The organism is Pseudomonas sp. R9.37 (genome assembly GCF_963878885.1).
Classification (GTDB): Bacteria; Pseudomonadota; Gammaproteobacteria; order Pseudomonadales; family Pseudomonadaceae; genus Aquipseudomonas.
Genome location: NZ_CAWNZA010000014.1, coordinates 40,159 through 53,689 on the forward strand (window position 1 = coordinate 40,159; position 13,531 = coordinate 53,689).

A 13,531-nucleotide genomic window follows, 5' to 3' on the forward strand; every position below is an offset into this window, starting at 1 on the left:
CCAAAAAACTGTGGGAGCGGGCTTGCTCGCGAATGCGGTGGGTCAGTCACCTGATGTGTTGGCTGACACGCGCTGTTCGCGAGCTATCCCGCTCCCGCACGGCTGGGCCTCAGTTGGCTTGAGCGCTCCACACGGCTTTCTTCACTTCAATGGCCTTGGGCAACAAACGGTTCTGACAAAACAGATCCGCCGTCGCCTGCTGTGCCTGCACAATCGTATCGTCAATCGGCAGGATCGGCGAAGGCGGGCGGTTATCCATATAGCGGGCAATCACCTCGGCAGGCAGGCCCATAAAGGCGGTCAATACCTTCAAGCTGTCTTCACGCTGGCTGCGGGTGAGCGCTTCAGCGGCACTGAGTTCACCCAGCAGCGCATGGATAAACGCGCCGTTCGCCTGCGCATACTCACGCCGCGCGGTGTACATCGGCCCCGACAAACCCAGGCCCTCGCCGTTGGCCAGCAGATGGCTCGGGCTCTGGCTCAACGCCAATGACGAATAGGGTTCCCAGATCGCCCAGGCGTCCACGCTGCCTTGCTCGAACGCCGCGCGGGCGTCGGCCGGGGGCAAGTACACCGGTTGAATATCCTGATAGCGCAGGCCGGCTTTATTCAAGGCGCGCAGGATCAGGTTGTGGGCGCTGGAGCCCTTCTGGAACGCCACTTTCTTGCCCTTGAGGTCGGCAACCGAGTGCAGCGGGCTGTCGTTGCGCACCAGGATTGTTTCGGCGGTTGGCTTGGGCGGTTCGGCGCCGATGTAGACCAGGTCGGCACCGGCCGCTTGTGCGAACAGCGGCGGGATATCGCCGGTAGAGCCTACATCCAGTGCGCCCACGTTCAGCGCTTCGAGCATCTGAGGGCCGGCGGGGAATTCGACCCATTTCACCGCGGTATGAGCAAAGCGTTTTTCCAGCAAACCATGTTCCTTGGCGAGTACCAGGGCGATAGAGCCTTTCTGATAGCCGATGCGCAGGGTGGCGGGGTCGGCCGCCAGCGCGGTGTGGGTGACGGCCAGCAGAGTCAGCAACAGCAAAGGGATTTTCATGCCTGAGCCGCCTTGAAACGATTCGCCGGGCGGACTAAACCGAGGTGTTCCCTGAGTGTGCTGCCGGTGTATTCGGTCCGGAACAGGCCGCGCCGCTGCAGCTCGGGCACCACCCATTGGGCAAAATCCTCAAGCCCTCCCGGCAAATGCGGCACCAGGATATTGAAACCATCGGCCGCACCGTTTTCGAACCAGCGTTGCAGCTCATCGGCAATCTGCAGCGGCGTGCCGATCAGGCTGTAATGCCCGCGACCACCGGCAATCCGCCGGCCCAGTTGTGCCAGCGTCAGTTGCTCCTGGCTCGCCAGGTCACTGAGCAATTGCTGGCGGCTGCGTTGCCCACTGTCGGTCAATGGCAGTGACGGCAACGGCCCGTCCAACGGGTATTTGGACAGGTCGAAATTACCCAGCATCCGCCCCAGCAAGGCCACGCCCACCTCGGGCTCGACCAACGCCTGGAACGCCTCGAATTTCGCCTGTGCCTCAGCCTCGGTTGGCCCCACCACCACAAACACGCCGGGCATGATTTTCAGCGCGTCGGCCTCACGCCCATAGCCGCCCAGGCGCCCTTTGAGGTCGGCATAAAACGCCTGCGCACTGGCCAGCGACGTTTGCGCGGTGAACACCACCTCGGCGGTCTGCGCGGCCAGCTCCCGGCCGGCTTCGGAAGAACCCGCCTGCACGACCACCGGCTGGCCCTGCGGCGAGCGGGCCACGTTCAACGGACCCTTGACCCGGAAATGCTCGCCGACGTGGTCCAGCACATGCAATTTCGCCGGGTCATAGTAGTGGCCGCTGGCTTTGTTGCGCACAAAAGCGTCGTCTTCCCAGCTGTCCCACAGCCCGGTCACCACCTGATGAAATTCCCGCGCCCGGCTGTAACGCTCGCGATGGTCCAGGTGTTCGTCGCGGCCAAAATTCTGCGCCTCGGCGGCATTGTCCGAGGTCACCAGGTTCCAGCCCGCGCGACCGCCGGACAGGTGATCCAGCGAGGCGAATTTGCGGGCCACGTGGTAGGGCTCGTTGTAGCTGGTGGTCGCCGTGGCGATCAGACCGATATGCGCCGTTACCGCACTCAACGCCGAGAGCAACGTCAGCGGCTCGAAGTGATCCGAACGCGCCATCTGGCTGGCGATCTCACCCGTGGCGGCGGCAATGCTGTCGGCCACAAACAGCGCGTCGAACTTGGCCGCCTCGGCGATCTGCGCCAGGCGTTTGTACTGGGCGAAATCCAGCCCGGCGTTGGCCGGCACTTCCGGGTGGCGCCAGGCGGCGACGTGGTGCCCGGTGGCCATGAGAAAGGCGCCGAGTTTCAATTGACGGCTCATGCTTAAAAATCCTTGCGCAGTTGCACGCCGAAGTAACGTTCATCGTCACGGGGCACGGCGCGGTAGATGTAGTTACCGCCGCTGGCCAGCAGCGGCGAGTAGGACTTGTCGGCGAGGTTCTTGGCCAGCAGCGCCACGCGCCAGCCATTGCTGTAGTCGGCCAGGGCCACGCTGGCGTTCCAGATGCCATAGGCGCCTTGTTTGGTGTCGACGTTCTGGCTGATGTCGTACTGCACTTCGCTCTGCCAGCTGTAGTCGGTGCCCAGCTCAACGTCCAGGCCGTTCTCCAGCGGGATGCTGTAGTCGGCGCGCACGTAGCTTTTCCAGTCCGGGCTGAACGGCAGCGGTTTGCCATTCACGTTGCACGTTGCCGCCGCACCGGCGGGGCAGGCGAATTCGTCAATACGCGCACGGGTGTAAGCCAGGGCCCCGGACAGCTTGAGTTGCTGGCTGGCCTGCAAGGCGTAATCGAGTTCGACACCTTCAGTGCTGACGCTGCCGGCGTTGATCAGGCGCGTCACGACTTGGCCTGCGACCGTGTCGAAAAAGTTGGCCTGGTAGTTGTCGTAGTCGCTGTGGAAGACCGCAAGGTTGGTGGTCAGGCGATTGTTCCAGCTGGTGGCCTTGATCCCGGCTTCCCAGGTGTTGGAGGTTTCCGGCTTGAGCGCGTTGGTGTCGCGCGGCTGCATATTGAAAAACACGTTGTACGCCGGGCCTTTGTAGCCACGTGAGTAGGTCAGGTAGCTGGTGATGCTGTCGCTGATGTCGTATTGCACGCCCAGCCGCCCGGACCAGCCGTCCTCGTCTACCGAACCGGCACTGCGGGTGGAAGGTTGAATGCCACTCACCGTGGTAGCGGAGGTGGAAACGCGGCGGTGATCGTATTTCAGGTCGTCGTGGGTATACCGCAGGCCGGCGATGCCGCGAAAGCGTGAGGTGAAAATCAGCGTGGTTTCACCGAATGCCGCGTAGCTGTCGCTGGTGGTGCTGTAGTCGGCAATGCCGCGGTCGGTGCGCGTCGGGGTGGTCAGCGTGCGCTGGTAGGTCTCTTCGTCCTTGCCTTGCATGTAGAACAGGCCACCGACGTACTCCAGGAATTCACCCTTGGGCGAGGCCAGGCGCAGTTCCTGGGAGTACTGGTCGAAGGCCAGCTCGCCCTTGTCGGCGGTGCCGGGGAAGGCGGCGGTTACGGTGCTTAGGCGGTCGCCATCCTGGTATTGGGTGTTGTCCCAGCCGCGCCAGGCGGTGATCGAGGTCAGGGTGTAGTCGCCCAGGTTCCAGTCCAGCTGCGCCGATAACCCTTTATTGGTGTCTTCGACATGGCTGCGCGTGTCGGTGTTGATATTGCGGTTGTCGCTGGACGCACGCACCGGGCTCAACGCATTGGCAAACGCGGGTGTCAGCGACTTGCTCACCACGCCGTTCGGGCCGTCATCGTGGGCCTGCATATAGTCGGCGATCAAGGTCAGTTTCACCTCATCACTGGGGGTGAATTCCAGCTTGCCGCGAATACCTTTGTGGTTGTAGCCGTTGACCTCCTGGCCGTTGTTTTTGTTATCCACATTACCGTCGTAACTGCCGAACAGCGTGCTGATCGAGCCCTTGAGCACGTCCGGCACCAGGCTGCCGCCAATGCCGAAACGCGTGCGGCTTTCATTGCCGCTGTAATACGACTGATCGATATAGCCGTGGGTCTCGGCGGTGGGTGCCTTGCTGGTGATGTTCAGTACGCCGGCCGAGGCGTTCTTGCCGAACAGGGTGCCTTGCGGGCCGCGCAGCACTTCGATGCGCTCAAGGTCCAGCAGGTCGAGGGTGGCCTGGCCCGGACGCGCATAGACCACGCCGTCGATCACGGTGGCCACGGTCGGTTCAACGCCTGGGGAGGTGGAAATGGTGCCCACGCCGCGCACGAACAACGAGGTGTCCTTGTTCGACGCGCCGGTGCGAAAGTTCAGCGACGGCACTTGCTGCACGATGCTCGCCACGCCGTTGCGGTTGTCGCGCTCCAGTTGCTCGCCATCGAGCACCGAAACCGCCACCGGGACTTTTTGCAGCGACTCTTCACGCCGCGTCGCGGTGACCGTGACGGATTTGAGCGTAGGCTCCTGCGTATCGGCGGCAAATACGCCCGGCGCGGGGAGGGCGGTCAGCCCGGCGAGCAACAATAAATGAGTGTGACGTGGAAAGTTGTGCATGCTGTGCCCGCTCGAAAAATGCCCTGAATCGCTGCGGTTCTGCGACCGTCAGCGCCTGTGTCGTGTCTTGGGCATTCGCTCGAGCGAGTAGCAGACAAAGCGCTTTGTTAGCGCTAACATCGGCATTATTGGTAGGTCTGGTTTAGAGCGTCAAATACTAAAAAATTAGTCCTATATGCCTTTTTGTGTTTAACAGGATTGCCTTTTGAGCGAAGAAAAACCGCGCAAACGCCGTGGCGCCGGGCGCGTCACTCTTAATACCGTGGCGCGCCAGGCCGGGGTGTCGGCGATCACCGTGTCGCGCTATTTCAATCAGCCAGAGCAGGTCTCGCCAGAGCGCCGGGAGCGGATCGCAGCGGTGGTGGCCGAGTTGGGTTATGTGCCCAATCTGGTGGCCGGCGGGTTGGCCTCGGCGCGCGGTCGCATCGTGGCCATGGTGATTCCCAACATCTCCGGGCCGATCTTCGCCAACACCATTCAGGGCTTCAGTGACACGCTGAGCCGCCATGGTTATCAGCTGCTATTGGCGTCCAGTTACTTCAGCGCCGACCAGGAAGAAAGCGCGGTGCGCGCGTTTCTCGGGTGGTCGCCGGCGGCGTTGGTACTGACCAGTCGTTTTCACAGCGCGGGCACTGAAAAGATGATCGCTGAGGCAGACATTCCGGTGGTGGAAACCTGGGATTACGTGCCCGCGCGCGAACCCTTGCAGATTGGCTTCTCCCATTACCAGGTGGGCGTCCGCGCTGCGCGCTACCTGCATGCCAAAGGGTATCGGCGTATCGCCTTCGTGCAGAACAGTGCGCCCGGCGACTTCAGCGCGCTGGAGCGGCGCGACGGTTATGCCGCCACTGTCACCGAACTGGGTATGCAGCCTTGGGTGTATGCTCCGGAGGCGGACCTGGCGCCTTTCGAAGCCGGCAAGCAGGCAATGCAGGTGCTGATGAGCCACGCCACGCCGCCGGATGCGATTTTCTTCGCCAACGATAACCTCGCCGCCGGTGGTTTGCTGGCGGGCCAGCGTGCCGGATTGAACATCCCGCAAGACTGCGCCGTGCTCGGTTTTGGTGATTACCCCTTTGCCGAAATGCTTTTGCCGAGTCTGAGCACGATAAAACCGCCGGCCCTGGAAATCGGAATATTAGCCGCCACGCGGGTACTTGAAAGTTTGGGTGTTCTACCGGTGGAGGATGAAGTTGTGCGATTGAATCTTCTGGAGTGTCGCTTGATTGAACGTGAGAGCACTTGAATAACTAGCGAAGTGGCTAATTGCAACTAGCCCAATTCTGTTGATTCACTCAAAGGCTCTAAATCAAGGGCTGTGCCGGAAATCCGGGACAGCCAATGTGTATTCTTTTCAGTTTGTTTCCAGCCATCAGGAACTAGATTTACAACTTTCAGTCGATTAACCCGGTTAACCCCGACTGCGGCGTGGCGAACTAATGGCACTTCTCCGGTATTGGCCAGTAGTTCCAAATAGCCATACTTTCTCGCAACTAGACACCCCACACTATGTCGTCAATGCCCACCGATGCCTGCACTCTGCAGATCCCGCACACCGACCACGTGTGCGCGTGGCTGATGCGGCACGCCGGGCTGAAAACGGTCGACCTGGAGCGCGCCCGGCGTCTGTCTACGGACGCCGGCGACCTGCTCGGGCTGCTTGCGCGTCTGGGGCTGGTCTCCGAAATCGAGCTGGCCCGCGCCTGGGCGGACCTGCTTGGCGCGCCGCTGTTACTGGCCGATGCCGCGCCGCCGCTGCTCGACCCGTTGCCCGCCCTCACTGAACGCTTTATGCGCCACTACCAAGTGGTGCCCATGGGCTGGGCCCAAGGTGGCCTGCGCGTATTGGCGGCCAACCCGGCGCACCTCTATCCCTTTCAAGCCCTGGCCTACGCCTGCCAGGTGCCGGTGTGGCTGGCCATCGGCCCGCGCACTGAAGTCGACACGCTGATCGAGCGTTACTACGGCCAGGGCCGGTCCGCCATGGGCACCCTGATCGAAAACCTCGATGAGCAGGGCGGGGCGCTGGAAGATATCGAACACCTCAAGGACATGGCCTCCGAAGCGCCGGTGATTCGCCTGGTCAACCTGATCCTGCAGCGTGCGGTGGAACAGCGCGCGTCGGATATCCACATCGAACCCTTCGAAAACCAGCTCAAGGTGCGTTACCGCATCGACGGTGTGCTGCACGACGCCGAAGCGCCACCCGCCAGTTCGTCGGCGGCGGTGATCTCACGGGTCAAGATCATGGCGCGCCTGGACATCGCCGAACGGCGCCTGCCCCAGGACGGGCGGATCATGCTGCGTGTGCAGGGCAAGGCGCTGGACCTGCGCGTGTCCACGGTGCCTACCAGCTTCGGCGAATCGGTGGTGATGCGCTTGCTCGACCGGCAAACCGTGCAGTTCGACTTCCAAAGCCTGGGCTTTGACGGCCAGCGCCTGGCGGCGTTTCTCGACCTGCTTGAACGCCCGCACGGGATCCTGCTGGTCACCGGGCCCACCGGCTCGGGCAAAACCACCACGCTCTACACCGCGTTGTCGCGGCTCAACACCGCTGAACGCAAGATCATCACCGTCGAAGACCCGGTGGAATACCAGCTCGAAGGCATCAATCAGATCCAGGTCAAACCCGCCATTGGCCTGGACTTCGCCGGCGCGCTGCGCTCCATCGTGCGCCAGGACCCGGACGTGATCATGGTCGGCGAAATCCGCGACCTGGAGACCTGCCGCATCGCCATCCAGTCCTCGCTCACCGGTCACCTTGTGCTCTCCACCCTGCACACCAACAGCGCCGCCGCGAGCATCACGCGCTTGCTGGACATGGGCGTGGAAAGCTACCTGATCGCCTCGACGGTCAGCGGCATTCTCGCCCAGCGCCTGGTACGGCGCCTGGACCCGGCGACCCGCGTGGCATTTGAAGCCGCGCCGGAACTGATCGAAGAACATGGCCTGGATCGCTTGACCGACCAGCGCCCGATCCTGCTCTACAAGGGCAGTTATCGCGGTCGCAGTGCAATCACCGAATTGCTGGTGATGAACGACGAACTGCGCAGCCTGTTGATGCGCCACGCCGACGCCGCCACGCTGGAGCAGGCTGCGCGCCGCGCCGGTCTGCGCACCTTGCATGAAGAAGGCCTGCGCCAGGCGCTGGCGGGCGTCACCTCGCTGGAAGAAGTGCTGCGCGTCACCCGTGGAGAGGGCGCGTGACCCTGTTCAGGTTTCGCGCGCTGGACAGCCAGGGCGTGGCCCACAACGGCACGCTGCAAGCCCAGGACCAGGCGGCGGCCATCGCCGTCCTGCACAAACGCGGTTTACTGCTGTTGCACATCGAAGTGGCCGGCAGCCCGCTGCTGCGCACTGCGCGCGGGCCGTTGAAGGGCGCGGCCCTGGTGAGCTTTACCCAGCAACTGGCCACGTTGCTCGGCGCCGGCCAGCCGCTTGAGCGTTCGCTGGGCCTGCTGCTCAGGCAACCCGGCCAACCCCAGGTGCGGGCGCTGATCGAGCGTATCCGCGACCACGTCAAGGCGGGCAAGCCGTTATCCGCCGCACTGGAGGAGGAGGGCGACACGTTCTCGGCGCTGTACTTGAGCATGGTGCGCGCCGGTGAGGCCGGTGGCGCGCTGGAAAGCACCTTGCACCAGTTGGGCGACTATCTGGAACGCAGCCAATTGCTGCGCGGCGACGTCATCAATGCGCTGATCTACCCGGCGTTCCTGGTGGTCGGTGTGGTGGGTTCGCTGGCGCTGTTGCTGGCGTACGTGGTGCCGCAATTCGTGCCGATTTTCCAGGACCTCGGCGTGCCGATTCCGCTGATCACCGAGGTCATTCTTGCGCTTGGCCAGTTCCTCGGCGCTTATGGCTTGTGGGTTCTGGGCGCGCTGGTTGCGGCCATCTGGATCGTGGCGGCACGCCTGCGTGATCCGCTGCGCAGGCAGCGCTATGACCGCCGCCTGCTCGGCATTCGTGTGATCGGCCCGCTGCTGCAACGCGTCGAAGCAGCCCGACTGACGCGCACCCTCGGCACCCTGCTCAGCAACGGCGTGGCCTTGCTGCAGGCACTCGTCATTGCCCGCCAAGTCTGCACCAACCGGGCGCTGCAAGCCCAAGTGGCGGAGGCGGCGGAATCGGTAAAAGGCGGCGGCACCCTCGCCAGCGCGTTCGGCGCGCAACCGCTGCTGCCAGACCTGGCCCTGCAAATGATTGAAGTCGGCGAACAGGCCGGTGAACTGGACAGCATGCTGCTCAAGGTCGCCGAGGTGTTCGACGTCGAAGCCAAACGCGGCATCGACCGCCTGCTCGCCGCGCTGGTGCCGTCGCTGACGGTGGTCATGGCCGTGCTGGTGGCGGTGATCATGCTGGCGATCATGCTGCCGCTGATGAGCCTGACCAGCAATATATGAACCTTCAAGGAGCCACTCCCATGCGACACCTTCAACTCAGATCGACACGCCGCCAAAGCGGCTTCACCCTGCTCGAAATGCTCGCGGTGATCGTGTTGCTGGGCATTGTCGCAACCATTGTGGTGCGCCAGGTCGGCGGCAACGTGGACAAGGGCAGGTACGGCGCAGGCAAGGCGCAACTGGCCGGCCTGAGCATGAAGATCGACAGCTATGCCCTCGACGTCGGCGCACCGCCCAACAGCCTGCAACAGCTGGTGGACAAGCCCGTCAACGCAGCCAGCTGGGCCGGCCCCTACGCCAAGCCATCCGACCTCAAAGACCCGTTTGGCCATGCCTTCGGCTATCGCTACCCGGGCGAGCACGGCGCCTTCGACCTGATTTTCTACGGTCAGGACGGCCAGCCGGGCGGCGATGGTTACAGCGCCGACCTGGGCAACTGGGAATAACCTCGCCATGGCCCAGCGCGGCTTTACCCTGCTGGAAATGCTGGTGGTCATCCTGTTGATCGGCCTCGCCGCCGGGTTGTTGGGGCTGGGCGTGCGCCAGGGTTTGCAGGCGGCGCAAGAGCGCCGTGTGGTCGGGCAGATGGTCGATGCACTGCGAACCACGCGGGCCGGGGCGGTTGTCAGCGGCGCGGTGGCGCGCACTGAGTTCGATCTGCAAAAAATGACCTTCCAGGCACCGGGCCGCGCGCTGCAACGCTGGCCGGCTGAGTTGCACGTGAGCCTGCACACTGCCGAACAGGCCGGCTCGGCTGTCGAGTTTTACCCCGACGGCAGCTCAACCGGCGGCCACCTGTTGTTGGCCAATGGCAGCCGGCGCTGGCGCATTGACGTGGGCTGGCTGACCGGTAGCGTGCAGTCCAGGGCGCTGCCATGAAATACCAGACGGGCTTCACCTTGATTGAAATGCTCGCCGCGCTGACATTGATGGCGGTGTGCGGCACAGTGTTGCTGGTCGCCTTTGGCCAGAGCGCGCGCTCGTTGTCGCAAGTCGCCCACAGCGACCGCCTCACCCATGCGGCGTTGACGGTGCTCGACCAGGAGGCGGCGGGGCCGCTGACTGAGGGGGTCAGTGAAGGTGACCTGCAGGGCATCCACTGGCAACTGACCCAGACCCGACAACAGCCCCACGTGTTTCGCCTCGACCTGACCGTCAGCGAAGGGCCGCACCAGGCTCGTTTCAGTACCTTGAAGGCGCGCCTGTGAAGCGCCGCGAGCAGGGCTTCACCTTGCTGGAAATCCTCGTGGTGCTGAGCCTGCTCGCGGTGTTGCTGGTGCTGGTGGGCGGCGCGTTGCTGGGCGCCAATCGTGCCGTGTCCAAGGCCCAGCGCTACACCACCAGCCTGGATGAGATGCGCGCCGCCCAGCAGTTTTTACGCACGGCGATCAGTGAAGCGCTGCCGCTGGACGTGACCGAAGATGACAGCCAGACCGATGGTTTTTTTGTCGGCATGCCCCAGCGATTGCAGTTTGTGGCGACGCTGCCGGGTGTGCTGGGCGGCGGCATTCAGCGGTTCACGCTGCAAGTGCAAAAACAGGCGTTGCAGGTGTCGTTTTCTCAGCTCGAATCGCACACCAACGTCGCCCGCAGTGAGCCGCAAGTGCTGCTCAAGAACCTCCAGGACGTGCAGTTCAGTTACCGCGGCGTATCGCCTTTGGGCCAAGCCACCGGATGGGTCAGCCAATGGCCGTGGCCCAAGCGTTTGCCCGCTGCGGTGCGCATTGCCGCGCGCGTCGACGGCCCGCTGCCGTGGGTTACCCAGGTGATTGCCCTGCGTCTGAACCTCGCAAGCGGAGCGCTGGAGGAATGAGGCGCCAACGCGGCGCCGCGCTGTTGCTGGTGCTGTGGGCGCTGGCCTTGCTCAGCGTACTGCTCGGCGGCCTGGCCGGTTGGGTGCAGCTGCAAAGCCGCCAGGCCCTGTGGTTGCGCCAGCACACCCAGACCGTGCTGGCTGCCGAAGCCGGCATCGCCCTGGTCATGGCCGATCGACGCTGGATTGCCGACGGCCGTGACATCGCGCTGACCTTCGACGATGCCCAGTTGCACGTCAGCCTGCGCAGCGAGCGCGGCAAGCTTTACCTGATCAACGCCGAGGCCGACGACTTGATGCGCCTGGCCCTGGCCTGCGGCGCCACCCAGGCCCAGGCCGACCAATTGATCAAAGCCTTCGAGGCGCGCCGCAAGCACGGCCTGCCGCCGTTTCGGGTGCTGGAAGAAGTGCGCCAGCTGCCCGGCATGACACAAACCCTGTACAGCCAATTGCTGCCGCAAATCACCCTGTGGAGTGACCTGGATCGACCCGATCCGGCCTTCGCCAGCCCGCTGATGCGCAAGGCGCTGAACTTGCCGCGCCAGAACGCCGAAGGCGCCGACCCGGGTGTGGTGCTGGTGGTCGACAGCCACGCACAGCGTCCCGGCGGCTATCAGGCACGCCTGCAACTCACTGTTTTATTGAGCCCCTCGGAGGACAGCGCGCAACCCTACCGGGTGCTGCGTTGGCAAGAATGAATCGACTGGAACCCATCGCCCGGCACTGGCGTGGCAGCCTGCTGCAACAGGGCTGGCGCCTGTGGCTCGCGGAGTTGCGCGCCTGTGTACCGAAATGGCTGGCCCTGAGCGAGCCGCCTGAGCAGGTCTGCCACTGGCCACTGAGCGAACCGGTCGCACTCGGTAGCGCGCGCCAGGTGCTGATGCTCGCGCCCGATGCGGTGCTGCTGCAAACCGTGCAACTGCCGCTGGCCGCCGCGCGCAACCTGAACGCTGTGGTCGGGTACGAGCTGGATCGCTACACGCCCTTCGAGGCTGACCAGCTGTACTTTGTCGCGCGCCAGGATCAACGCACCGCCACGCACCTGCAAGTCACACTGGTGGCGATCCTGCGCGAACAGCTGGACCAGATCCTCACCGACTGCGCCGCCCTCGGCGTGCACCCTCATCGGGTGGACGTGAACCACCTGGGCATCGACTTGCTCCCGACGCCGCTGCGACCGCGCCAACGCCACTCCGGCAAAGGCCTGCAACGCAGCCTGCCGTGGCTGTGCGGCGCCTTGCTGATTGCGGCGATGTGGCTGTGGCTCAACGACCGCCAGCGCGTGCTCGACGCCATGCACGCCAGCGTGCAGCAGCAAAAAGCCCAGGTCGCCGAGGTGCACGCCCTGCGCCAGCAACTGCTCAATACCCGTGGCGCGGCGCAATACCTGACCCAGCGCAAGCTGGCGCAGCCGCCCTTGGCCGCGTTGCTCAATGACCTCACCACCTGCCTGCCCGCCGACACCTGGCTCGACCAGTTGGACGTCAAGGACGGCGAGATTTCCATCTCTGGGCAAAGCGCCAAGGCCAGCGCGCTGATCACCCGCATCAAGGGTTGCCACAGCCTGGAAAACGCCCAGTTCGAAGGGGTGATTCAACCCGATGCGCGCACCGGCAAGGACCAGTTTGCCTTGCGTGCCCACCTACGCCAGGAGGCCGCCGATGCGCCGACCCCTCACACCCCGTGAACGTCGCGGCGCGGCCTTGTTATTGCTGGCCGTGGTCGTCGGCGCGGCCTACTGGCTGTTGATCGACAGCTGGTTCGCCGGCCCCTTGCGTGACATGGGCGAACAGGCCGAGCAGTTGCGCGAGCAGCAGCAACGCTACGCCGGCGTGGTGCGCCAGGGCGATGCGCTGCGCCAGCAACTTCAACAGGCCCGCCAGGACCCGGCGAGCAGCACCAGCCTGTTGCCGGGCGATGACCCCGACGTGGTGGCCGCCGACCTGATGCAGCGCCTTGCCGACCTGATCAACAGTCACGCCACGCTCGGCGGCGGCTGCAGCCTGACCCAACGCAAGCCCATCACCCCGGAGCAGGACGAGGGCGAGCCGTATCGCCAGGTCAAAGTCAGCCTGACCCTGAACTGCGCCATCGAGCCCTTGGAAGCCGTGCTGCATGAGCTGGAGTACCAGCCGCCGTTTTTGTTTGTGGATGAGCTGCGCATCCGCCGTGGCCAGCAGGCGCCCGCCACCGGTGGGGCGGGAAAACTGCTGGTGCAGCTGTTGGTGCGCGGCTATCTGCAGCCGCAGGTGGCGCGATGATCGGCGCCCTGCGCCCCCTGGAATGGGGCTTGCTCGGCCTGGCCGGGGTACTCGGCGTGCTGATGGCGGTGATCCTCAGCAGCATCGGCGATCAACCGCAGTGGCTGCCCGAACCCGTCGCGCGCGCGCACCCTGCGGTCAGTGCGCGCGTGGCGCCAAGCGTCACGCTCGACAGCCTTGCCGCCACCTGGCAAACGCCGCTGTTCAGCCCTGATCGCAGCCCCGACAGCGTGGTGGGCAAAGCCCGGGTCTCGAGCCTGGCCAACCTGACCCTCAGCGGCATCATGATCACCGGCAACCTGCAACTGGCGATGCTCAAGCAGGCCGACGGCCGTCCGCTGACCGTGCGCGTGGGCCAGACGCTGCCCAACGGCTGGCGCCTGGAACACCTGACGCCGCAATACGCCCGTTTTGCCCTGGATGGCCGCACGCAAACCTTGAACCTCTATGCCAAGCGCCTGCCGCCGCCGTCCCCCCGGCCCCCGATTACTC

At 64.3% G+C, this 13,531-nt stretch carries 14 protein-coding genes; 11 read left to right on the forward strand and 3 right to left on the reverse strand.

Annotated elements, in window-relative coordinates; all coding sequences use genetic code 11:
- Positions 1-109 precede the first annotated feature (109 nt).
- Genes AACU78_RS11065 through AACU78_RS11075 form a run of 3 tightly spaced genes read right to left on the reverse strand, consistent with a single transcriptional unit; the run spans position 110 to position 4,565 of the window.
- Positions 110-1,042: a sulfonate ABC transporter substrate-binding protein gene (locus tag AACU78_RS11065; protein ID WP_106580546.1), complete on the reverse strand. Its 933-nt coding sequence runs from the start codon at positions 1,040-1,042 to the stop codon at positions 110-112.
- Positions 1,039-2,370, reverse strand: a complete 1,332-nt coding sequence (locus tag AACU78_RS11070) for an LLM class flavin-dependent oxidoreductase (protein ID WP_106580547.1) — start codon at positions 2,368-2,370, stop codon at positions 1,039-1,041. Before AACU78_RS11070 ends, AACU78_RS11065 begins: the two co-directional genes overlap by 4 nt.
- Positions 2,371-2,372: 2 nt before the next feature.
- Entirely contained in the window at positions 2,373-4,565 is a 2,193-nt protein-coding gene (locus tag AACU78_RS11075; protein ID WP_106580548.1) for a TonB-dependent receptor, read from the reverse strand.
- A gap of 205 nt (positions 4,566-4,770) precedes the next feature.
- Here AACU78_RS11075 and AACU78_RS11080 point away from each other — a divergent pair, with 205 nt between their 5' ends.
- The 11 genes from AACU78_RS11080 to AACU78_RS11130 form a co-directional block, all read left to right on the forward strand.
- Positions 4,771-5,811 carry a LacI family DNA-binding transcriptional regulator gene (locus tag AACU78_RS11080; RefSeq protein ID WP_106580549.1) on the forward strand — a complete coding sequence of 347 codons (1,041 nt, stop codon included), beginning with the start codon at positions 4,771-4,773 and terminating at the stop codon, positions 5,809-5,811.
- A gap of 263 nt (positions 5,812-6,074) precedes the next feature.
- On the forward strand, positions 6,075-7,772 hold the full coding sequence (gspE, locus tag AACU78_RS11085) for a type II secretion system ATPase GspE (RefSeq protein WP_106580550.1): 1,698 nt from the start codon (positions 6,075-6,077) through the stop codon (positions 7,770-7,772).
- Positions 7,769-8,965 carry a type II secretion system inner membrane protein GspF gene (gene gspF / locus AACU78_RS11090; RefSeq protein WP_106580551.1) on the forward strand — a complete coding sequence of 399 codons (1,197 nt, stop codon included), beginning with the start codon at positions 7,769-7,771 and terminating at the stop codon, positions 8,963-8,965. The genes gspE and gspF overlap by 4 nt, the downstream gene beginning before the upstream one ends.
- Positions 8,966-8,985: 20 nt before the next feature.
- Positions 8,986-9,411 carry a type II secretion system major pseudopilin GspG gene (gene gspG / locus AACU78_RS11095; RefSeq protein ID WP_106580552.1) on the forward strand — a complete coding sequence of 142 codons (426 nt, stop codon included), beginning with the start codon at positions 8,986-8,988 and terminating at the stop codon, positions 9,409-9,411.
- A 7-nt stretch (positions 9,412-9,418) separates the two neighbouring features.
- On the forward strand, positions 9,419-9,844 hold the full coding sequence (locus AACU78_RS11100) for a prepilin-type N-terminal cleavage/methylation domain-containing protein (RefSeq protein ID WP_106580553.1): 426 nt from the start codon (positions 9,419-9,421) through the stop codon (positions 9,842-9,844).
- On the forward strand, positions 9,841-10,173 hold the full coding sequence (locus AACU78_RS11105) for a type II secretion system protein (RefSeq protein WP_106580554.1): 333 nt from the start codon (positions 9,841-9,843) through the stop codon (positions 10,171-10,173). The genes AACU78_RS11100 and AACU78_RS11105 overlap by 4 nt, the downstream gene beginning before the upstream one ends.
- The gene (locus tag AACU78_RS11110) at positions 10,170-10,778 is read left to right on the forward strand and encodes a prepilin-type N-terminal cleavage/methylation domain-containing protein (protein ID WP_106580555.1); all 609 of its coding nucleotides are present in this window, start codon (positions 10,170-10,172) and stop codon (positions 10,776-10,778) included. The genes AACU78_RS11105 and AACU78_RS11110 overlap by 4 nt, the downstream gene beginning before the upstream one ends.
- A complete protein-coding gene (locus tag AACU78_RS11115; protein ID WP_106580556.1) occupies positions 10,775-11,476 on the forward strand; it encodes a general secretion pathway protein GspK in 702 nt (233 codons plus the stop codon). The genes AACU78_RS11110 and AACU78_RS11115 overlap by 4 nt, the downstream gene beginning before the upstream one ends.
- Positions 11,473-12,465 (forward strand): type II secretion system protein GspL, encoded by a 993-nt coding sequence (locus AACU78_RS11120; protein WP_106580557.1) that lies wholly within the window; start codon positions 11,473-11,475, stop codon positions 12,463-12,465. The genes AACU78_RS11115 and AACU78_RS11120 overlap by 4 nt, the downstream gene beginning before the upstream one ends.
- Positions 12,440-13,039 (forward strand): type II secretion system protein GspM, encoded by a 600-nt coding sequence (gene gspM, locus AACU78_RS11125; RefSeq protein ID WP_106580558.1) that lies wholly within the window; start codon positions 12,440-12,442, stop codon positions 13,037-13,039. The genes AACU78_RS11120 and gspM overlap by 26 nt, the downstream gene beginning before the upstream one ends.
- Positions 13,036-13,531: general secretion pathway protein GspN (locus AACU78_RS11130; RefSeq protein ID WP_106580559.1), on the forward strand; the 496-nt coding region annotated here is incomplete at its 3' end. The genes gspM and AACU78_RS11130, both read left to right, overlap by 4 nt.